The 22,727-nt window shown below is 36.0% G+C and carries 16 protein-coding genes and 1 rRNA gene; 5 read left to right on the top strand and 12 right to left on the bottom strand.

Features of this window, described 5'->3' with window-relative positions:
- Positions 1–109 precede the first annotated feature (109 nt).
- From DB42_RS05945 to DB42_RS11235, 3 genes are read right to left on the bottom strand one after another with little or no spacing between them, the layout of a single operon-like run.
- On the bottom strand, positions 110–1,000 hold the full coding sequence (locus tag DB42_RS05945) for a WD40 repeat domain-containing protein (RefSeq protein ID WP_255359356.1): 891 nt from the start codon (positions 998–1,000) through the stop codon (positions 110–112).
- Entirely contained in the window at positions 993–1,142 is a 150-nt protein-coding gene (locus DB42_RS11240; protein WP_155117445.1) for a hypothetical protein, read from the bottom strand. The genes DB42_RS05945 and DB42_RS11240 overlap by 8 nt, the downstream gene beginning before the upstream one ends.
- A 42-nt stretch (positions 1,143–1,184) precedes the next feature.
- Complete coding sequence (locus DB42_RS11235) at positions 1,185–1,367, bottom strand: hypothetical protein (protein ID WP_155117444.1); 183 nt, start codon at positions 1,365–1,367, stop codon at positions 1,185–1,187.
- Between the two features lie 310 nt (positions 1,368–1,677).
- Between DB42_RS11235 and DB42_RS05940 the strand changes: the two genes are divergently transcribed.
- Positions 1,678–2,778, top strand: coding sequence for a hypothetical protein (locus DB42_RS05940; RefSeq protein WP_044882160.1), 1,101 nt, complete (start codon positions 1,678–1,680; stop codon positions 2,776–2,778).
- A gap of 615 nt (positions 2,779–3,393) precedes the next feature.
- Here DB42_RS05940 and DB42_RS05935 read toward each other — a convergent pair.
- The 4 genes from DB42_RS05935 to DB42_RS11230 all read right to left on the bottom strand — a co-directional run bounded on the left by DB42_RS05935 (position 3,394) and on the right by DB42_RS11230 (position 6,888).
- Positions 3,394–4,749, bottom strand: coding sequence for an F-box/WD40 repeat-containing protein (locus DB42_RS05935; protein WP_044882159.1), 1,356 nt, complete (start codon positions 4,747–4,749; stop codon positions 3,394–3,396).
- 425 nt (positions 4,750–5,174) lie between these two features.
- Positions 5,175–5,420 carry an ATP-binding protein gene (locus DB42_RS05930; RefSeq protein WP_052436024.1) on the bottom strand — a complete coding sequence of 82 codons (246 nt, stop codon included), beginning with the start codon at positions 5,418–5,420 and terminating at the stop codon, positions 5,175–5,177.
- A gap of 263 nt (positions 5,421–5,683) precedes the next feature.
- Positions 5,684–6,670 (bottom strand): IS21 family transposase, encoded by a 987-nt coding sequence (gene istA, locus DB42_RS05925; RefSeq protein ID WP_202965073.1) that lies wholly within the window; start codon positions 6,668–6,670, stop codon positions 5,684–5,686.
- Positions 6,671–6,741: 71 nt separating this feature from the next.
- On the bottom strand, positions 6,742–6,888 hold the full coding sequence (locus tag DB42_RS11230; RefSeq protein WP_155117443.1) for a hypothetical protein: 147 nt from the start codon (positions 6,886–6,888) through the stop codon (positions 6,742–6,744).
- 460 nt (positions 6,889–7,348) lie between these two features.
- Between DB42_RS11230 and DB42_RS05920 the strand changes: the two genes are divergently transcribed.
- The gene (locus DB42_RS05920) at positions 7,349–8,707 is read left to right on the top strand and encodes an F-box/WD40 repeat-containing protein (RefSeq protein WP_044882158.1); all 1,359 of its coding nucleotides are present in this window, start codon (positions 7,349–7,351) and stop codon (positions 8,705–8,707) included.
- A 780-nt stretch (positions 8,708–9,487) separates the two neighbouring features.
- Here the strand turns inward: DB42_RS05920 and tadA are convergent.
- Both tadA and DB42_RS05910 read right to left on the bottom strand, forming a co-directional pair.
- Positions 9,488–9,952: a tRNA adenosine(34) deaminase TadA gene (tadA, locus tag DB42_RS05915; RefSeq protein WP_044882157.1), complete on the bottom strand. Its 465-nt coding sequence runs from the start codon at positions 9,950–9,952 to the stop codon at positions 9,488–9,490.
- 2 nt (positions 9,953–9,954) lie between these two features.
- Entirely contained in the window at positions 9,955–10,629 is a 675-nt protein-coding gene (locus DB42_RS05910) for a hypothetical protein (RefSeq protein WP_044882156.1), read from the bottom strand.
- A gap of 338 nt (positions 10,630–10,967) precedes the next feature.
- On the opposite strand from DB42_RS05910, the gene rpsO reads away from it, so the two are divergent.
- The 3 genes from rpsO (at position 10,968) to DB42_RS05895 (ending at position 17,497) form a co-directional block, all read left to right on the top strand.
- Positions 10,968–11,237 (top strand): 30S ribosomal protein S15, encoded by a 270-nt coding sequence (gene rpsO / locus DB42_RS05905; RefSeq protein ID WP_039385127.1) that lies wholly within the window; start codon positions 10,968–10,970, stop codon positions 11,235–11,237.
- Between the two features lie 292 nt (positions 11,238–11,529).
- Positions 11,530–13,620 carry a polyribonucleotide nucleotidyltransferase gene (pnp, locus tag DB42_RS05900; RefSeq protein ID WP_044882155.1) on the top strand — a complete coding sequence of 697 codons (2,091 nt, stop codon included), beginning with the start codon at positions 11,530–11,532 and terminating at the stop codon, positions 13,618–13,620.
- A gap of 973 nt (positions 13,621–14,593) precedes the next feature.
- The gene (locus DB42_RS05895; RefSeq protein WP_044882154.1) at positions 14,594–17,497 is read left to right on the top strand and encodes a hypothetical protein; all 2,904 of its coding nucleotides are present in this window, start codon (positions 14,594–14,596) and stop codon (positions 17,495–17,497) included.
- A 1,479-nt stretch (positions 17,498–18,976) separates the two neighbouring features.
- Here the strand turns inward: DB42_RS05895 and DB42_RS05890 are convergent.
- The 3 genes from DB42_RS05890 to rrf form a co-directional block, all read right to left on the bottom strand.
- A complete protein-coding gene (locus tag DB42_RS05890) occupies positions 18,977–19,654 on the bottom strand; it encodes a leucine-rich repeat domain-containing protein (RefSeq protein ID WP_042242877.1) in 678 nt (225 codons plus the stop codon).
- Between the two features lie 474 nt (positions 19,655–20,128).
- Complete coding sequence (locus DB42_RS05885; RefSeq protein WP_039385137.1) at positions 20,129–20,566, bottom strand: host attachment protein; 438 nt, start codon at positions 20,564–20,566, stop codon at positions 20,129–20,131.
- 2,033 nt (positions 20,567–22,599) lie between these two features.
- Positions 22,600–22,714: ribosomal RNA gene (rrf, locus tag DB42_RS05875) — 5S ribosomal RNA — on the bottom strand.
- Positions 22,715–22,727: the final 13 nt, after the last annotated feature.

Here is a 22,727-nt window from a genome sequence, read left to right as displayed (position 1 = left end):
TATTTTCATGCAATTTCTCTGAACTTCTTACAAGTAGTTCATCACCTTTTTCCTTACCATTTACTCGTGACAGTATAATTAAAGGGGAGTGGAAAAAAGTTGAAAATATTTAAAGAAGAAGGGAAGGGCTTTCATCTTGGAGAATAGAATCTCTAAAATCCCATTCATAGATAGTGCCAGTTGCATGGCCGGTAAATATTCCTCCGTGTGCTACTTTAAAGCAGGTTGTTTTTTCAGTGTTTTCTCTTAAGATCACCATTGATTGTGATTTTAGAGGATCCCAGATTCGTATGGTTTTATCCTCAGAAGCACTGATGATTTTTCCATAGGCAATTTGAAGGTGGCTAACTCTTTCCGTATGCCCGTTTAAAGTAAGGAGACATTGCTCTGTATTAGCATCCCATATTTTTATTGGGCCATCTCCCGAGCTAGTAATTATGTTTTTACCTATTTTTTTTAGGTCCGTAACTCCCCAATCATTTTCTGTAGGTAAATGTGTTACCAGCCTCCTTTTTATATCCCACACTTTTACCTTTGTATTCTGACAGACTGAGCCACTAAAAAGTTTGCCATTCACTATTTTCATAGAGGTCACCCAGTTGTCGTGCTGCAGCCAATAAATCTCTTTTTCTCTTTTAATATCCCAACAACCTATAGTTCTATCATTTGAACCACTAAACAACAGGCCGTTAATTAGTTTTAAACATTCAATACTATATGTATGCCCTTTTAGTACACTCAGTTGCTGCTGAGTCTCAATATCCCAAATGCGTATCGTATTGTCACTAGACCCACTATATAGCATGCCATTGTCTATTTTAAGACAAGTAATAAAACTTTTATGTCCATATAAAACACCCTGGCTTTTTTTAGTTTGAATATTCCAGAGGCGGATTGTTTGATCACTAGAGCCGCTAAAAATATGACCATACCCAATTTTAAGGCAATTCACGCTGGAGCTGTGTCCTTTCAAGCTAGCTTGTTGCTCTTGATTACCTATGTTCCAAAAGCAATCGCAAACTTTCTCTGAGTGTCAATTTTTGCTCAATAGCTTGATCGAGCAAATGATCTAAGCTATCTCTGATCGCTAGAAGCTTTAGCCGAGCCAGCATGGAATCAAGCTTGTTTTGTTCTATTATCATGACCAGCTACCTCCCACTAACCTTTCGTAGTCCGCAAGAGGTCTAGATAACCCCGCCTTTTTGTTTCAGGTATTTTTTCACAGTGTTTTTCCTGATACCAAGTTCCTTAGCTATACGTTTGTGGCCCCATCCCAGTGTATGCAAGGTTAGCATACACTCCACATCTTCTTGTTGTTTCATAAGTTCCCCTTGAGGATTTAAATTATCAAGGGAAATTTCTTCCAATTTTTCTTAGTAGACGCTAATACATGCTGCGCATGCTAAGCAGTTTATATCTTTTCTTATCCAAAGGGCTATCTAAGTTCTATGAGTGTTTATACATAAATCATCCATGTACTGGCCGATATATTTAACTAGGCTGCAGTTTCATACATATGTTTGCTTAATATGTTAAATTTTATTTTTTATCATTGTTGTATTTTTTTATTAATAAATTAAAATTAATATATTTTTATTTAATTAATAAAAATTATTATATTATAATAAAAATGTAGTTGTTGTAGTTTTTAGTTGTTTGTTTTATAAGGGGGTAACAATGGATGCTGGATGGAATTCTCCTCGTACTGAGCAAAACCATGAGCTTACTAATAAGCCTACGCAATTAGAAGGAAAGGAAGGAAAAGGGCAGGCTCGTGGGCGGGGATCAATCGATCTTTCTTCAACAGACCAACGAGCTAGTCACATAGCACAATCGGCTTTACCGGTAACAGAACAAAGTGATTCTCGAAATGTGAAAAGTAAAAGAAGTCGATGGGATCAGCCCCAACCTAGCCATACACAAACTAAAGGAGGCGAGCTACCTGGACCCACAAAAAAAAGCAGGCAAGATGTGCATGCTCCGCTTGTAGGAGCAAAAGAAGTAGGTGCCCGAGCAGAAGAAGTTGCAACTAAAGCTCTTTCTCTTCGTTTAGCTGGTAGCATTCGCTTTTCGCATCCATATGTTAGCCCAGTAATGGATAATGGTAAAATAACTATTGAAGATTTTAAAGAAAAAGTTGTTAAGAAAAATCGTTGGGATCCTGCTCTGCCCATTGAAGTGGTACGTATGCCGGACCAAGAATTAACTTCTTTCGATAATAGGCGCTTGACAGCTTTGCGACAAGCTGCGGAAGAGAAAATAGGAGAAGAGGATACAGCTTCTTTAGAGGAAATAAAATTTTATGTTAAAATTTTAGAGCATGGCTCCGAGGCTAACCCTGATTTATTAAGAAGAATAGATAGTATGTGGGGTCAACATGTTCAGAAGAATGATCGTGCTAAGGTAGAAAAAGAGATTGCTGCAGCGGCTGCAGCCAATAGGATAAAAGAAGGTTCGATAGGGTATGCAATGATAACTCGCGTCCACCAATACAATAGCCTCATAGCACGGACGGAAAAAGTAGGGCAACGAAATGTATTAGGTTATTCAGAGCCTCCCGAAATTAATGATGATGCACATTATAAGGAAAAAGGAAAACACCGTACTATGAAGAGACGTATAGGAGCAAGCCCTTCCCCAGCGGTTACCCATAAGACATCTGACTTGAGAAATCCTCCTCGTCCTTCTCAGCAAGCTATAAAGAAAAAGGAGATAGAAGATGCAGCCTACCTTGCTGAATTGCTAAAAGAAATGGAAGAGGAGCATAAAGGACCATAGAAGAAGCAGCTCGCCTTGATGAGGAGCTAAAACCGGCAAAGGGACTTTTAATTAATTAACTATGCATCATGAGTTTTAGAGATTATCAAGGCAGCTTATAGGCAATAGATAGCATTTTCTAGATGATGATTGGCTATCAATAAGCAACGCAGAATTTAGAAAAGCTTAATAGAGCATCGAATGACAAATTTTTTTGGGTTATAAAGCTGTAGATTTACCTCGATAATGTTAAAAAACTCAAATTGCTATATATGCTCTTTTCTTAAAGAAGGAGAGGAGTTATGCAAGAACGATTTGAAGAGTTTACAGAGGCTTACTGGAAAATCTTAAAGCCGCTCTTGCCACAGATCTCTCCAAAAATTTAAAGGGAAAGTCTTCATACTCCCTGGGAAATAATTCGCAATAGCTTATACGCTCTTGAACTACTCCTTATGTATCCCCATACTATATAAAATTCCTTTCGTTAAGCAGAGAGACATCTTTCAGAGGGTTGGGTATGCAGACTAAGTTTTTTTAAAGCGTATTATTTTGGATTTTAACTGCAGGCTCTCGCTGATATGAACTTTCTAAAGGTCCGAATGGGGGATCGCGGAGGGGAAGAAAAGTTGGAAACATTTAAAGAAGAAGGGAAGGACTTTCATCTTGCAGAATAGAATCTCTAAAATCCCATTCACGAATAGCACCAGTGGCATGGCCGGTGAATATTCTCCCATGTCTTACTTTAAGGCAGGTTGCCACTTCAGTGTTTTCTTTTAAGGCTAGCATGGATTGTGATTTTAGAGGGTCCCAGATTCGTATAGTTTTATCCTTAGAAGCGCTGATGATTTTTCCATAGGCAATTTGAAGATTATTAACTCCTCCCCTATGCCCATTTAAAGTAAGGAGACATTGATCTGTATTAGCATCCCATATTTTTATTGGACCTCTTCTCGAGCTAGTAATTATATTATTACCTAATTTTTTTACGTCCGTAATTCCCCAATCATTTTCCGTAGGTAAATATGTTACCAATCCCTTCTTTATGTCCCACACTTTTACTCTTGTATCTTCACAGCCTGAGCCACAAAAAAGCTTGCCATGCATTACTTTCATAGAAGTCACCCAGTTGTCGTGCTGCAGGCAACAAATCTCTTTTTCTCTCTTAATATCCCAACAACGTATAGTCTTATCTTCCGAACCACTAAACAACAGGCCGTTAATTAGCTTTAAGCATTCAACACTACCAGTATGTCCTTTTAACACGCTAAGTTGCTGCTGCGTCTCAATATCCCATAAGCGTATCGTATCGTCACTAGACCCACTATATAGCGTACCCTGGTTAACTTTGAGGCAACCAATAAAACTCTCATGTCCATGAAAAGTACCTTGGCTTTTTTTTGTTTGGATATTCCACAGGCGAATTGTCTTGTCACTAGAACCGCTAAAAATGCGACCATACTCAACTTTAAGGCAATTCACGCTAGATTGGTGCCCCTTCAGAATAGTTTGCTGCTCTTGATTCCTTATATTCCAAATGGTTATGGTGCTGTCAATAGAGCCACTATAAAGCAAGCCATTTACTATTTTTAAGCACCTAATGCACGAGCCCTGACTTTGTAAAGTAGAAAAAGCATATTCCCCTTTCTCCATATTTTTTTTTATTTTTACTAGATTACGATACTTTGTTTTCCAATTATCTGTGTAAGAAGAGGTCGAGGGAACCTCTACTGCTCCCATAGACAACCGCTCTTGATTTTTATAAAATGGATTGACCTGCTTTTGGTAAGAGAGAAAGTGATAGCTATAATCTTTTTTTAAGCGTTTGCTCCATAAATAAGGATCTTCGATCATTCTTTGAAAATATTTGCAGACTCGCTGGAGCTGACATAATTCTTTTGCATTAAAGTAGGAAAAGAGATGTAAATGCAATTCCTCAGGTAAGGAAAAAAAGGAAAAGGATGAAGGAGAAGAAGGGGAAAAAGTAGGGTGCATGAGTTAATTTTTCCAGTGGTTATAAAAAGTATATAAGTTTTTCTTACAAAATTTATTTTTAATTAACACTTTGTTGTCGTTATGCTTACTTAGCGTCTTTAAAAGTTTGGTTTTTTGATAGAAAAGAACATCGGTTTAAATATTGTATACAATTTAATACTTAAAAAGTTTATTAGTCAAGTGATTCAATAGCTAAATTAAAACATCAAAAATGTGGCTCTTCGGAGGTTTACGTGGTAAAAGATTTCTTTAATGCTAAAAGTAGTTAAATAAAAATAGCATTTGTCACATCCTAATGTTTGCAAACTAAAAAGGAGAGTGAACAAATGCTAAATAATGATTATTTAACAAAGCTTATTAATTTGGAAGAGGTAAAGTTTAAGGATATTTATTTCAACTTAATTGCAGCAATCTATAACTGGGAATTAAATACGTGAATTTCGAAAGAGGTCTAATGTCCTAACACATGGAAATTTTGCAATCTTTATCGCCATTTTAATCCGTTGTTCCTCTTTACAGGATAATTCATGTTCAACAAGCAATCGCAAACTTTCTCTGAGTGTCAATTTTTGCTCAATAGCTTGATCGAGCAAATGATCTAAGCTATCTCTGATCGCTAGAAGCTTTAGCCGAGTTAGCATAGAATCAAGCCTGTCTTGTTCTATTATCATGACCAGCTACCTCCTACTAACCTTTCGTAGTCCGCAAGAGGTCTAGATAACTCCGCATCCATAAAATTTAAATTTTCTACACACTTAATCTCTTCATGCTCTTTTGGCCGAAAGGTTCCTACAATTCCTTTAAGATGTTCGGGATTAAGAATATTTTGATATTTTTCTTTGCATTCTACATGACGAGCAATTTCAGTTTGCTTATAGAAGATGCGAACCTCATTTTCTATTAGCTGAACAAAGACCCGTTCCTTAATTATCTTTCAAGGAACACTATATCTATTCGTATCGATCTCCACACAAGCATCCTTATGAACGATTCGGTCAAGTTCTCGAATCTGCAGGAAGGGTGGTTTTCCCTTTAAAGGGCGAAGAGCATCTTTTTCCATCTCTTCAAATACTTTCAATGGTACTTTACGCGTAGTACCGTGGAGCCTTTGATCAGAAATATTGTGCATCCAATGCTCTAAATGACTTTCGAAAGATTCCCAGCTAGCAAACTTGTGCCCTGCGATAGCATTGTGTTTAACATACCCTATAGCTCTTTCATCCTTACCCTTTGTTCTGGCACGATAAGGAGCGCAGGCTTTAGGACAAAATTTCCAGTAATTTGCAAAAGCAGTAAAACGCTCATTAAATTGGACTTCTCTAGTAAGCGCATGATGTTTAGTTATTAAACTTTTAGCATTATCTACAAGCACCTCTTCGGTAGTACCGCCAAAATAGAAAAAGGCTTCCTCTATTCCTTTAAACCAAGACGATTGTTGTTCATGTAAAAAAGGCTTAACGTAAATTCTTCTTGAAAAACCAAGGGTGGCAACAAATAAGAAGACTTGAGTGAGTTTATCTTGAATGTATAGGCGAGTGGAACCAAAATCAATTTGTAGTTGTTTTCCTGGTGGTGTTTCAAATCTCAGGGTGGCTTGAGCTTTTACCTGTAGCTCATCTCTAAAAGGTTTTACCGCTCGTTCAATAGTGCGAAGAGAAATATGGCGATAATGGTTTTTTAGAAGTTCTTGCCGAACTACGTCTGCATTTCCTCTATGTATAAAAAAGTATTCCTTTATTCGATCTTCAAGTCCAGAGGTAACTTTTTTTCGTTTTGGACTTTTATAAGGAACCCAGCCTTTTTGTTTCAGGTATTTTTTTACAGTGTTTTTACTGATACCAAGTTCCTTAGCAATACGTTTGTGGCCCCATCCCAGTGTATGCAAAGTTAGCATACACTCCACATCTTCTTGTTGTTTCATAAGTTCCCCTTGAGGATTTAAATTATCCAAGGAACAATTGTATTCTTGCATAGTTTTTACATTCTCCAATTTTAGTGGAGGAGGGGATAAATTTTGCTACGGCTGGGGGTCAATTGTTGGTGTCGCCGGCCAGAGGTGGGGGTCAAAAGTTCATGTCGCCAGGAGGTCAATTTATCATGTCGCTTGACACCTGGCTTTAATCCAATGCTTAGCTGCAAACAATACTAAGAACTGTTGATTCATATCGAAGAATTGCCGATACTAGATCCAGTGCCACTTATACATCTGATTATTTGAGAAAATTGCTTAGCAAAGTATTTATCAAATAAGTTTTATCAGAATGTCCTGATTGGTTGACCGCTTGCTTACTAAAGGTTATTAATATTCATTAGATCTTTTTTTATAAAATTAAACCACTTAATTTAAGTCTATATATTTTAACAAGCATGAGTACAAATTAATATTTTTGATTTTACAATTAAGCTATTAAGAAACTTGACAAATAAAATTTTTAAGCGTTAAAATAGGAGCCGTATTTAAACTGATACTTTTTGTTAATCAAACCATCGAACTTTTTAAAGAAACCGATCAAGCAAAAAAAAGCTCAAAGCTGTTAATTAATAAAGAGCTTAGCAAAAGAAATATTTATATATTTTTAAACCTAGGAAAAATTAACTTATGTACCCTACTTTTCTTCCTTCTTCTCCTTCATTCTCTTCCTTTTTATCCTTGCCTGAGGAATTACATTTACATCTCTTTTCTTACTTTAATGCGAAAGAATTATGTCAGCTTCAGCAAGTATGCAAATATTTTCAAAGAATGAGTGAGGATCCTTATCTATGGAGCAAACGCTTAAAAAAAGATTATAGCTATCACTTTTCCTCTCAACATATGCAAGCCAATCCATTTTATAAACATCAAAGTCGGCTGCCTATGGGGGTACCAGGGAGTCCTTCAATCTCTTCTTACTCTGATAATTGGAAAACAAAATATCGTAATGTAGTAAAAATAAAACAAAACATGGAGAACAAGGAATACAACTTCTCTACTTTCCAAAGTCAGGGCTCGTATGTTAAGTGCATAAAAATAGCAAATGGTTCTCTTTATAGTGGAACTCTTAGGGACGGCACGATAGGCGTTTGGAACATAGAAAATGGAGAACAACAAAATAGCATGAAGGGGCACAAAATTAGCGTGAATTGCCTTAAAGTTGAGTATGGTCGCATTTTTAGCGGTTCTAGTGACGAAACAATTCGCTTGTGGAATATCCAAACAAAAAAAAGCCAAGGTGCTTTTCACGGACATGAAGGTATTATTACTTGCCTTAAAATAGACAATGGCATGCTATATAGTGGGTCTAGTGACGATACGATACGCCTATGGGATATTGAGACGCAGCAGCAACTTAGCGTGTTAAAAGGACATGCTTCTAGAATTGAATGCTTAAAGCTAATTAATGGCTTGCTTTTCAGCGGTGCACAAGATAAGACTATACGTTGTTGGGATATTAAGAGAGAAAAAGAGATTTGTTGCCTGCAGCACGACAACTGGGTGACTTCTATGAAAGTAGTGCATGGCAAGCTTTTTAGTGGCTCAGGCTGTGAAGATACAAGAGTAAAAGTGTGGGACATAAAGAAGGGATTGGTAACACATTTACCTACGGAAAATGATGATGGAATTACAGACGTAAAAAAATTGGATAATAATATAATTACCAGCTCGAGAAGAGGTCCAATAAAAATATGGGATGCTAATACAGAGCAATGTCTCCTTACTTTAAATGGGCATGCGGGAGGAGTTAATAATCTTCAAATTGCCTATGGAAAAATCATCAGCGCTTCTAAGGATAGAACCCTACGAATCTGGGACCCTCTAAAAACCCAGTCAATGCTGACCTTAAGAGAAAATGCCGAAGAGGTAACCTGCCTTAAAGTAGTACAAGGAAGAATATTTACTGGTGATGTAACTGGTGCTATCTGTGAATGGGATTTTAGAGATTCTGTTCTGCAAGATAAAAATCCTTCCCTTCTTCTTTAAATGTTTCAACTTTTTACTCTCTACTTTAATTTACGGGTGCAAATAAACGATAAGGAAAAGAGGATGAACTATTGCAAGGAGTTTTAGTAACTTTTTAAGCCTACTTTCGATAAAATTAAAATATTTATCGAGGAACAACATTCTTTCTCAAATTTTTTAGGTTACCAAAAGGATTTAAACAGCTACTCCTATCCCCTGCCTTAAAATTGTTCAAAAAACTCTTAAGGTTGCCCCACCAAGAAAAAAAGCAACTGTGGATAGCTAATTTAATAGTCTAAAAAATTCTTTCACTCGTTTAATCTTTTGTTAAATTTTTTTCCTTCTACCAAACAAACGCTTATGGTATTTAGGACAATTACGCCATTAAACTTAAAAGATAAATTAATCCTTTAAAAGCTGATTTTCTTCTTATAAACGAAATTTTATTAACTGGTCGAGGGGATAAAGAGCTTCTTAAAAAGAGCATGCCTTGCCTGGGCACAAAAACTGTAAAGCTAAGATAAATTATACGCTTTAGAAAAATTTATTTTGTATACCCAACTCTCTAAAAGTTGTCTCTCTGCTTACCAAAAGGAATTTTACAAAGTACTTGACTGCATAAGGAGTAGCTCAAAAGCGTATTATTTAAAAACTTAGAAAATTAGCATTTGCGAGCACGAGGAGTCTAATAAATAAGCTTTTATTTCTCGTGTAACTGATTTTTTTTAAACATCTTTTTAATTTTTAAATAAGCAATCTAGCTATTCGTCAGTCAAAGCCTTTTTTTCTTGGCGACATTTTTTAAAAAAAATCACGCATGAGGGCGGCTCCATATTCCTCTAGAACGCCTCTTTTAATGTTAAGATTGTGCGTAGGATGAACCTTCTCAAATACATCCATCCAACTCCCATTAGCCCCATGCCGTAAATCAGGTGCCCCCCATACTAGAGTGGAAATTCTTGATAAAAACATAGCTCCTGCACACATACAACAGGGCTCTATAGTGGTATAAAGGGTGGTGCCAGTCAACCGCCAGTTCTCCATTGCCACTTCCCCTGCAGTAATGCATAGCATTTCTGCATGAGCAGTAGCATCTTTGAGCAGTTCTACTTGGTTATATCCCCTAGAGATTACTTGTCCTTCATGCACCAGGACAGCTCCTACAGGAACTTCCCCCTGCCTGAAAGCTTTCCATGCCTCTTTCAATGCTTCAAGCATAAATTTTTCGTCTTCTGACTGCGGCTTAAACGTAAAAGGAAAAAGCATAGCTACCCATTCAATCTTTTTTGTAGTAATGCCATTTGCTTTTTCAATGATTCTGTATCTTGAATATATTTTTTTTGCATTCCAATCAATTTTTTCTCATACTTATCCGCTAAGCGAGCGATTTGCTCTTCATAGTAATCTTTCAAAGATTGCTGGCTTAAATGTTCGTCCTGAGCATCTTCTACAGCTGCTAAGGCTTTTTGCTCTTCTTCAGCACGCTTATTAAGCTTTTCATAAATTTCTTTAGGGAATACTACCGAATTCATAACGGAAAAAAGATAAGTACGTACAGCTCCATATTGGCTAGCTGCGCCCTCCACGATCTGTTGTGATTTATCTGCATCAATTTCAGTTAATTGGGTAAAATCATTAGATATTTGCAACAACGCCCCTTCAAAATAGTCATAAAGCTCGGCATTCTTGAGGAGCCATCGATTAATGATAAATTCAGCAATTTTTTCTCCATTTTCTTCCTGCTCTAAAGCTAAGGTATAAGCATTCACTATCTCTTCATTAGTTAGCTTGTTTAAGTTTTTACCTAGAAAATATTTCTTTACAAATTTAAAATCGTTTTTAAGATGCTCGTGTTTAAGGTCTTTTTTTACCTCCTCAATGATTTGAGGCATCCATGATATTAACATTTTAGATTTTTCTTTATAAGTGGCGTCTTTCAGCATAGAGTAGTTCCTTACAAGGGTGTTTTAATTATGCACGGTCCAAGAATCTACCAACTTAGCAGAGAAAATGCAAGAAGAGAACCTTTTATTAGGGGGTTTAATTTAAAAACTATGAAATAGACCCTTCATCCTAAAAACCTCTTTTCTTCTTTTTTCTTTTACATTTCTCCTTTTATTCGCCATGGCTCCCTCCCACCCTAACAAGATTGCACTTGATTTTTAATAGTTACCTAGGTAAGATGTGATGATAGAGTGAGAAAAATAGATTTACATTTTTTTAATATATTAAGTCCCCATAACTATGGTCGGGCTTTAAACTTAAACGGGGGATTTTCTGAATGTCTCTAGACAAAGGAACGAAAGAAGAGATTACAAAAAAATTTCAGCTTCATGAAAAAGACACAGGCTCCGCTGACGTCCAGATCGCTATTTTAACAGAGCGTATTGCTGAATTAAATGAGCACCTTAAGCGTTCTCCTAAAGATCACGCTTCTAGGCTAGCTCTCTTTAAGCATGTTGGCCTAAGAAGACGTTTATTGGATTATTTAAACTCAACCGACACTTTGCGATACTTGTCGCTTATTAAAAAGTTAAAATTAAGAAAGTAACGCAAAAAGCTTTATATTAAGTGGGGCAGATGGCCCATACCACTGCCCTTGTTAATCAAAGCTTAAGACTATTTATCCTTAAGAAGGCCTCAAGTTTAAGGAGAATTTTAAAGATTATAGAAATCAGAAATCGCGCTTTAAATCAGTCATTTAAAGCATGTTTTCTGAGTTCTATCTATTAGCCTTCTTTATAATCTTCGATGACACTTGCTGGGAAAACAGCATAAAATTATGCATATTTTTTTAGCCTTCGACCTATCTATAAATTCAAACTACATTTTAGGAGTATAATATGCAACCACACCTCATGAAGGTTAAAGTAGGCGAGCAAGAACTAATATTCGAAACAGGAAAAATTGGTAAACAAGCCAATGGGGCTGTTTTAATAAAAGCAGGCGAAACTTATCTCTTTAATAGCGCTTGTGCGGCAGCTAACGCGGCTGATAATATTGATTTTTTCCCTTTGAAAGTTGATTACCAAGAAAAATTTTCTGCGGTAGGTAAAACGATTAGCGGCTTTATAAAAAGAGAAGGGCGCCCTTCCGAGAAAGAAACCCTTATTTCACGCCTTATAGACCGGCCAATACGTCCCATGTTTCCCGAAGGCTATTATAATGAAGTTCAATTATTGTCTTACGTATGGTCTTACGATGGCATTAATATGACAGAGCCATTGGCAATCTGTGGTATTTCAGCCGCTTTAGTGATCTCCGATATTCCCTTATTAAAACCTGTAGCTGGTGTACGTATTGGCTTAATAGATGGAAAGTGGCTTGTCAACCCTACTCAAGAGCAGATGACAAAATCTAAATTAGATTTAATGTTAGCAGGAACCGAAGATGCTATTCTTATGATCGAAGGTCATTGTGATTTTCTGACCGAAGATCAACTCATGGAAGCCATTGGAGTGGGCCATAATAGTATCAAAATTATTTGCCAAGCTCTACTCAATTGGCAAAAAGAGATTGGTAAAGAAAAAAATCTGACCACCCTTAGAAGCTTGCCTACAGAACTCCTGGGAGAAGTTGAAAAACTTGCTACGCCTCTTTTAGAACCTGCTTTAAGAAGCAATCTAAAGCAAGATCGTGAAGAAAAATTGAATGCTATGAGAAAAGCTGTGGTAGATACCCTTTTACCTGAAGGAGAAGAACCTAAATATTCCGTTAACCAGGTTAATGCGGCTCTTAAAGATCTTCAGTCTAAATACATGCGTAAAATGATCTTAGAAGAAAATATTCGTAGCGATGGGCGTGACAGTAAACAGATTCGTTCAATAGATATCGAACAAGGCCTTCTGCCTCGTACGCACGGTAGTTCATTATTTACACGCGGTGAAACACAAGCGGTAGGTGTATGTACATTAGGTGGGGAAGCTATGTCTCAAAGATATGAAGATCTCGATGAAGAGAGTAGCCGTAGATTTTATCTTCAATATTTCTTCCCTCCCTTCTCTGTAGGAGAAGTAGGACGCATAGGCGCCCCAGGACGCCGTGAAATTGGCCATGGAAAATTAGCAGAAAGAGCTTTGTCAGCTATTATACCTGCTCGAGATATCTTTCCTTATACCATGCGCTTAGAATCCACCATTACAGAATCCAATGGTTCCTCATCGATGGCTACAGTATGTGCTGGCTGTCTTTCTATGATGGATGCAGGAGTACCTATTAAACGTCCAATTGCAGGAATTGCCATGGGATTGATCTTAGAAGAGGGACGGTACAAAATTTTGTCTGACATATTGGGAATCGAAGATGCTTTAGGCGACATGGACTTTAAAATTGCTGGTGATCAGCATGGCATTACAGCCTTCCAAATGGATATCAAAGTAGAAGGTATTACCCCTGCTATTATGCAAGCGGCTCTAAATCAAGCTAAAGAAGGTAGAATTCATATCCTTAACAAGATGTTGGAAGTTTGTCCTACTTTCAAACCGCAGATGTCTATCTATGCCCCGCGTATTGAAACCATGCAAATTAAACCTAGTAAGATTGCAACAGTGATAGGTCCAGGGGGAAAACAAATTCGAGCTATTATCGAAGCCTCCGGGGTAGAAATTGATATCAACGATGATGGTTTGATTAGCATAGCCTCTACAAACTTAGAAGGTATTGAAAAAGCCAAAGCTATTATTCATGGCCTAACAGCTGAAGTAGAAATAGGTAGAACATATACAGGTAAAGTTACCTCTGTAGTAGCTTTTGGAGCGTTTATAGAGATTTTACCGGGTAAAGAAGGGTTATGCCATATCTCTGAATTTGAACATACACGCATTGAAAACTTAGCCGATCATGTCAAACAAGGAGAAGTAATCTCTGTAAAAGTTTTAGATATCAACGAACGTGGCCAGCTTAAGTTAAGCCGCAAAGCCCTTCTTAGTAAATAATGCTGAGGAGATCGATAGTCTATTTCTATCGATCTCCCTTCATTTTATTCATTCCTTAATATGCCCATATTTTATTATCATATCCCTTTTCGCTTATCTTTTTGTGTCAAACTTTATTCCTTTCAATCTCACCTTAAGCCCCGCTACTTGGCTAAAAAATTTCTTTGCTATGTTCATAGTGGGTGATCTAAATTTCTAAAACAGCTAGCTAGACCTGCTATCAGAAATCCCTTCTTAACAAACAATCATACCCTCTATTAGCAAGCCTCTTATTATAACCTCAATTCTTTAATTTTAATGAGTATCTGATAAATTTTGGTAACTCTTAAGATCGCGATCTTTAAACAATGCTTTTGCGCTTACAGCCCCTTAATTTTCGCTCTACTAGCTTTCTTAAAGCTTGCTACTTAAGCCGTTGATAATTAAAGCTCATTGATTTTGTGTCTTATCACTACCTTAGAAAGAAGGTTATTATAAAAGTAAATACTCCTTTTGCTTAATTCTTCCTAGCTTAAGCTTATCTTAAAGCTCCGTCAGCTAGCTATTAGTGAATAAGCTTATCCGGGTATCCACCCTAAGATTAATAGACGCAGCATGAGTATTATTAATTGCTTTCTAAAAAATTGCTTAACGCACCCATCAAGCAGCATAAGGCATTAATTGGTCTCAAAAAAAGTATTCAGAAGACTTTTTAAAGCGTAACCTCTCTTCCCAAAAGCTAAGTAAAAAAATTAGCATATAGCTGATCTATCTTACAAGTGAGTAAGCTAAGCAAATCCTCAAGGCGCTTGCATAACTTTTAAGCCCGCCATCCTAATTAAGGAAAATTAAAAAAATCTTATAATTACGATATTTAAGTTCTTTACAAATTTGAAGGGTATAGATATAAACTGCTTTAACACTGGCCAAAAAACTACAAACGGCAACATATCAACCATTTATTCAACTTTAGGCCCCATAACTGTAGGTAGTAATGAATAATATTTTTTCTTGGAATCCTCCTAGACCTCTTCTCAAGCAGCTAGAAAATTATTGCCGTGACTTAAATAAAACCCTCCCTACAACTGAGAGAAATAAAGACCCCACGCAAGACCTTACTGCTTTTTTCCAAAATTTTGTGCAAACAATCGAAGTAGAGCACCGCCCTCTTCGCAAAATCTTTGTACGTTGGCTAGGAAAAAAAGATTTAGTAGATAGCAATGGAAAGCTTGAACCTACTTTGATTGCGAATTATCTTTCTCCGCTTTGGAAAAAGGACCCTAATAAATGCCAAGCTAATCTCTATCTTTTATTCAATTACATGACCAAAATTACGAAAAGGTTTATTAAAAATAAATTCAGCGTAGCAGTAACTCCCTCCCTTGAAAAAATTGATATTAAAACTTTGGATCAGAAATTTTATAAAAGTTACCATAAAATTTTATCTACCGCGCAGTTCATTTGCTCGCTAGAAAAAATAAAAGATGAGTCAATTAAAATCATTATCACTGAGCTGAATGTCTGGTGCCTCCATTATTTAGTGGAATCAGCAAAAACGCCTTTAATCAATTTTGCTCAGGATAAATACAACTATCCATTTAGCGAATATATAGACGATAATGCTCCTCATTATCACCGGGAAGATGGAGGAGCAATTGTAAATATTTTTCTTAGGGAAATCCAGAAACGACACAATTGGCTAAAAGATATCAAAATCAGCCTCATAAAAAATGATGAATTTGAAAAATTAATTATTAATTGCTGTCAAATATTAAAAGGACGCTATCTTCCTGCTGAACCGAACGATCTGGAGAATATTCTTATAGAGATTAATAACAAACCAGCAGACAATGATTTTACTTTTGTAGATTATTCCGAAGCGTTCAAATTCTATGAACATGATAACTCAATTCTCCCTAACAAAAATATAAATGAAATTTTAGGTAGTGTTTTTAAAGGCAATCATTTAATTGTTGGGGTGGTATTAAAAATTGATGGCCAGTCTCTCTATTTTTTCCATGGCAATAATAAAGAAAACTTACAGAAATTTTTAACTACATTTAAAAGCCTTCAAGGAGCTCACGGAGCGTATCCTGATATTGTATTACTCAAAGAACTTTTAATTCGTACAGGCTATAGAATTACATCCCTATTAGACCACTATCCTATTCCTCAGAGAAGAGCTTACGAAACCTACCTAGAGATTCCTCCGTTAGAAGAGCGTGAGATTACTCTAGAGGAAGTAATAAATACCCATCAAAAACTTTTTGAGTACGTAAAATTTTTATCTGAATCAGCAGAAAACTCGACACTTACCTCACACTATTTGCAGTTTCTTTATAAACTACTCGCAGCCACAAATCCGGTCATAAGAGTAGAAAATCCTCTTATATATAAAGCAGCATTTCATTGTTTAATTAAGATAAAAAAACATCTTAGCCAGCTCAGCTATAATAATTTCCAAGATTGCCAAAATAAATTCATTCTTGTCTTCGAACATTTTCAACAGCTTCAAATATTGTACAAAAGAGAAGAAATTGAAACTATTCCTGAAGTCCTAAATTCCCAACCTACTCCTAAAGGAGTGGTAAGCAATGGATATACTTTCACAAGCGGTATTGCTTGCTTTGGAAACATTACGGAAGGGCTTTTGCAGATGCTTGCGGAAGGATCTCATCAGCCTGATGGAGAGCCTCTTAAACCCTCTGTAATATTTGACACCAATAGTTACTACGAAATCAGTGAGAGCACAGGCGGCCTTAAAGATTGCTTAAAAGAACGTTTTTCCTGCCAAACTGCCCAGCTAAGTAATTTTGAAACAATTCCGGACTTGGAAAATTATGACGTTATCTTTACAGATATCTATCCTAATCGGGTGGTAAGGCTTGTCATAGAAGAAATAAAAGTTAAAGAGATTATTAAAACAATTCTAGAAAAAAGAGATTCTATCTCTGTTACACATAAAGATAATAAACGTCCATTAGCAATGGTCCTTGATTGTGCCACTACGTTTTTCATGCATGAAGAAGTCCGCAGCCTAGTAGAAGAATTTGCAACTCCTATTAATGAAGGAAAATTGATTCTTATTTTAACCAACAGCCTAGCTAAGTATGGACAGCTTGGGCTAGATAAATTTCCGGGCGGAATAGTACAAGTTTATAGTTCCGATACATCCGCAGATGATTTATTAAGAGGTTTATTAACAAGCAGTGCAAACGATAACTTTTCCAAAGAAGCTTTCTGGTTTTTTCATCTTATGCTCAAACATTGCAGTGAAAATATTATAAATTATCTAGAAAAAATAAGAAAAAATACTGACTTTGTTTATAAGGAATTACAAAAACAGGGATTAGTCATAGAAAAAAAACAAGACATTACCGATCAAGGCTCCACTCAAAAGAATAATACTAAAAAACCTTTAATTCAAATAGGTTATAGGGATGAAAAAGTCCCGATGATAGGGATTCATATGAATGGTTTTCAAAAAGAACTTTTTGGAAAGGAGGATGAGCAATTTTTACATATTTTGGTAGTTATCATGCAGTATTATTTGTATGCTAGATATATCAAAAATAATCTACCTGTCACCATGAGCCAAAGCTTTGGATTTGCGAATGCCAATTTAATTGAGTGCTGGTCTGCATTGAGATTAACAATAGGCCTAGAGGAGGAAAAAGATTTACGTTTATATGCTGCGATAATCGGTCAAATTAAAGAAGAGCTAGATTGCTTAGTCGAAGATGATTTAAAAGAAAAGATAAAAGATAACATCCTCAAGCTATCCAAGCAACAGGATTTAAAAAAATTATTTTATCATTACCATTCTAACTTTGTAGACGAAGTTCAAGGCGGTTTATCATCTTTTGTTAACTATCTTTGCACTCTTAAGGACTGCTAAGAAACCTTTTAGAATATTAAACAAGGCAAGTTACCCGATAAGGAAATAGCTCAAAGAAGAGCTTGAATCTATCTCACCCCTTGGTCAATTCATAAACCTGCAAACTAACAATCTTTGCCAATCCTTAATATTTTTCTTTCCTTTAGCTACCATTCGCTGAAACTTTCTTTGCAGCTAAGATATCCATTTAACCTGCCATCTTATTCTTTTTAAACTAGAAATGACCCTTCTCCAGTCCTTTTGCCAGGATTTAGTGGCCTATAAATCCAAAGAAAAATTTCTCATGTCAAAAGCTTATTTCTAAGGTTCCGCTACCTGGCGTTTATTTCGGCAGCAATATTTTCTCAAACTTATAGATAACCTTTTCCTTTTGCTAATAAATAAGGGATGTCTCCTTTTCCTTTACACTGCTAATCGATTGTTTGCCCTCTGTGCGCCTCTTCTTGCTGAAAAAAACGTTGGCTGCTACGCGCTGCCCATCTAACTTTGTGGCTAGCTTAAGTTGCATCTAAGCAAGGTTTACAGCATTCTATCTTGGGCGATCTTAGTGGCATCTAAACACTATGAAAGAGCTCCTGGTCAGCAAAGCTTCACTCTTCTCTTTGAAGCACATCACATGCCCGTAAATCTTTGATGAACACTCGACCAAATAGCGGTACAGATCTTTTTCGAGGATGCATAGGGTTAAGCGTCTAATACGCTTTAAAAAACTTAGTCTGTATACCCCACCCTCTGAAAGACGCCTCTCTGCTTAGCAAAAGGGATTTTATAAAGTACATGATAGCATAAGGAGTAGATTAAAAGCGTACAACTTGTTTTTTACACTCTTTAAAAAGCTTGGGTGCTAAAATCTTGCGTTGTGTGCCCATAACTCTTCAAAACCATTTTGGCATCATATCTTAGCCATCATAGAAAGGTACTTATGTAAGACAAATAAAAAAACATGTGCTAGTGAAATACCTTCTTCAAATGGTTTGATTTTTTTACCAAAATTTAAATAGTGAAGATCATGATGGTTAAGAGAGAGATTGATTAATGTCCCTTTTCGGAGATAGAGGATAACTGTAAAAAGCTTGAGCCTTAAACAGTGCAAAATGTATCTTGAAAGCTATTTGAGGCCTCTAATTGGCAAGAACAATAGAAGAAGTAGGTGGCCAAAATTATCATTAAGCGAAGCGCTGCTTATGAGTATAATGTTTTATAAAAAGTGGCTATATCACATGCATAAACTTTTAATATGTTAGGAAACCCTTATCAACTCAAATATCGTCATCCTGACCGCCGCTAAGTTGTCTTTGCTAATTTAATAAAGAGAAGGGTAGCTCATGCTTACACCACCCGTAACCCCTGCATCCACTTTGCTCGTAAGGAAAAATAAACATCAATGAGCTAGATGATGCAGTATAGGCTATGGTGTGAAGCAGTATAGGATTGTTATATTCTTATTCAATGAATAGCGTTAAATATGAGAACGAATATTTAGATTTTTATCCATGTTTGAATCATTGCACCAGGATCAATAATACCTTGGAGTTTTACAGAAGCTTTATTGACCTTCGTGTTACCAATTTTAATGACTTTTAAATTCATGTTGTCTAAAAAAGGAGGCAGTTCTTCAAATGAATGATTTCCATTCAGATTTAGCTCTTGTAAATTAACCAATTCTTTTAGTTCAGAAGGTAAAGAAGTTAAATTATTAGCGCAAAGATTTAAATGCTGTAAGCCTGTCAGGTATTTAAAATAAGCAGGTAAATTTGTTAACTTTGCGCCACTCAGTTCTAAAAACTGGATTTGTTCAATTTGCTGCATGATATCTTTTAAGCATATTCTTTCAGCTTCTTTCGGATTAGAAAAATCATGGTTTAAGTATGTGTGCAGAATATGTCGAGCTATCGTGTGACCTTTTAAACTTCTCGAATACTGCACATAGATACGACCTTTCAGATACACATTCTTAACAATAAATTCACACAGTTGCTTGATTTCTTTTAACTGATTAATTTTCTGAGATATCTCACTAACACTTTTTGCTGCATCTTTTATGCCCTCATTAGAAGGAATCGATAGATCATAATCATTCTGCCCAGTTAAATGAGATTCAAGGAAATCAGGACAGGATCGGGAATCTAAACTAGAGGTTTGTGTTAATGCTTGCATACTGTACTCCTTTTTAACAAAATTTTTATTTTATTATAAAAAAAATGTCAATAAGTATTTAATACCAAACGATCTGGAAAAATTTTTTTTCAAGATAATATTTACCAACAAACCTGTCCAGGTAATGGTTGAAAGTGTTTTAAAAACTGATTTTGCATAATTAAGCGAAATTAAAACTTTCTTTTCTTTTTCTCCCCTCTTTTGTATAAATGAAGAACTTACTGAGCAAAGATCAAACTACATTTACTTAGTATTTAAAATTTTATTTAGTATCCTTAATAAATTTATTAAGCAATTACGCACGTTAGCTAGTAAAAGAACATATCCAGCTGCGGGCATTTACGTAAGAAATACTTTTTTTAATGTAAAATTACCTTTTGTAGGTACACTAGGTTTAGGCCCTCGAATTTACCTAAGTAAATTTGAGGGCCTTTATCTATAGGGAGAGACAGAACAGCCGATATATTGAAAACTTTATATATTAACTAGATGATGTTCGATTTCAGGGATGGGACAATCCGTCAAATCTTTGGCAACTTCAGCCACTATAGTTTTTTGTGTGCTAGTATTTATATGATGGCGCACTAATCCTAAAAACGCCGGATTAGCCATTAAATAAAGCCGTGTAAATTCACCTTTATAATGGGCAGCGCAGATATAATCTCCTAAGGATCTAGCAAATTTCTCCTTTTCAACCTCTTTAGGATCCGTTTCAGGTTCATAAGCATGACGAGTGGTGCCTCCACTTTGAAAGTTACGTCCAGGTTTTCTCCCTTCTAAAACCTGATCTTGTAAGCGGCTTTCAGGGTGATTGAGGACAAGAAGTTCTTCAATTTTAGGAAACTTTGCTAAACGATAAATCTTAGCTTTCGAGCTATTTGCAACTACGATCCAAGTTAAGGTATGTGGCATTCTTCCTCCTAATGCTATTAAAACAATTAATTTTATTCTTAAAAAAGCAACTGATTATTCTATTGTCTATCTTTTAGTCTCGAAAAACAGATTAAAAGTTTTTCTAAATTTTTCTATCGCTTATGATTTATAAAGTCCGTCTACACCTTTTATAGAAAGGTTTTTTAATTGATGAAGCTCTCAATAGGCTCATATTTAATCTATCTTTTAAAAGCATTTACTTAGCGCATAATCTAGTATTTAGCTTTTTAAAATACTATAAAAAATACAATTAGGCTCAGCCTTTATCTATTTCAAGTTATCACGTTACTTATTCTTGAGCCTATTTACCGAGCTTACAATAACACTCTTTTTTCCTCCTAGCTACAAGATTTTTTTATCCTTTCTTTTTCCTATTTATCCTTTAAATTTTTCTTCCTTTTCCTACAAAAAAAATCCAGCTTTATTAGAATTTGGACACAGGCACAAAATAGTCTTATCAATCTAATTGCTACAGATAAATAAAACGATCCCTGCTCCCCCATATGCTAGAGGCTTAAGGGTCTACAAAAAAAATTACTTAAAAAAAGCTCAGTTATCTTTTGTAGGGCTATAACTACTTATGGCCGGTGAAGTGCCCTATTAGATAAAGTTAAAGATAGACCTCTTAAGTAATAACAACAAGTTTAGCACTTAAAAAAAACTACTTCAGCTTTTTTAGCAATTTAGCATTTTGGTGCCACTTTGCTGTATTTCATTCCTCATTAGGTTAGTTACTAAACACAAGTTAGATGCCATGCTTAGAGTTGCCAATGCTTCTTCTATTGCATGGAATTATATAAATCTACACGAAAATATTCGATCGGCTTTAAAAGTTGGCAGTAAAACCTTTGCCGCTTCATTTCGGCTACCTTTGCATTTAAGTATGTGGCCATTCTTAAATATAATGTCACTTAAGATAATCCCTCTGTCACCAAACTGATCGGTTCTTTTTACGCTCCTTGTTTGTTTTAAAAAGCTTGTTTGAACTATCCCATACAGGGATGGCAAATAGACAAGCTCAGCAACACTACTTGGAGCTCTACTTTAACTTTAAAGATGGTTAAATCTTCGATCACTTAAAATTAAGCGATGAATCTTCTATTTAGCTAGCGATTTTAAAATGAGGCGACCTTTTAAGGCCTTTTAAAGCCTAATCAATTATCCATTCTACCATGCCCGCCTATATCCTCATTAGCAGCTGCACAGCGCCCATTCGCAGCGTTTTTAAGCCAACCCCTCTGCTGGGTGCAATAAAAGCTCTTACAAGAGCTTATAAGACGAAATAAGTAAGCTTTAATCTTAGCAACAAAGCCCTGGCTTAAATAACCTCTCCATAATAAAACCTTTAGATTTTAAGGGAGAATAAAAAACCCAGCTTAGCTTTTTCTCGTAGTTTAGCACGCATTTCAAAATGGTAATAAGCGCATTTACTTGTTCTCAAGTATCCGCAGTGGATTAAAAGTTGAAAATGAAAAAGCTTGATCTTTGGCCAAAAACGTTTTATTTGGATTTGCCGTATGCACAGCCAAGCAGCACTGTCAACAGCTGTTAAGTAATGCGTAACAGGGCAGGCATAGTGCTAGAAAGTATTAGCTGATAGCTAACCGAAGAGGGTCATTCAAATTCTCTACCTTTTTAATTTAATTTTCAGAAAAAATGCTGTAGCGTTTTATAGGAGGAGCTTAGTTTTGCTTTTTCTTGAAAAGCTGGGGTTAGTTGGGTAAGATTAAAACGTTTGAGGTTGAAAAAAGTTAAGATAATTTGAAAAAAGCATGCAAACCTTGCTCGCTTCCCATCTGAAGATGAATTTAAAACATCTCTTAGCTCATCTGTTTCCTTCCTCAGGAAAAGACAGTATAACTCTTTAAATGGAATTTTCCAATAGGGGGGTATACAGAGCGCAATAAATATAAAAAAAGCTAGAATGGTAAAGGAAAAAGAGTGGAATAAAGCAAGATAGACTAGTAGGATAGGAGAAATGTTTTGAGAAGCGATAGTTGAGTAAAAAAAAAGCTTGGCGGCGACCTACTCTCCCACACTCTTGTGTGCAGTACCATCGGCGATAAGAGGCTTGACTTCTGAGTTCGGTATGGGATCAGGTATTTCCCTCTCTCTATTGCCACCAAGCAAAATTGTTTAT

The organism is Neochlamydia sp. EPS4 (genome assembly GCF_000813665.1).
In the GTDB taxonomy this organism is placed as follows: Bacteria; Chlamydiota; Chlamydiia; order Chlamydiales; family Parachlamydiaceae; genus Neochlamydia.
This window is presented reverse-complemented; position numbering and strand designations above follow the sequence as displayed.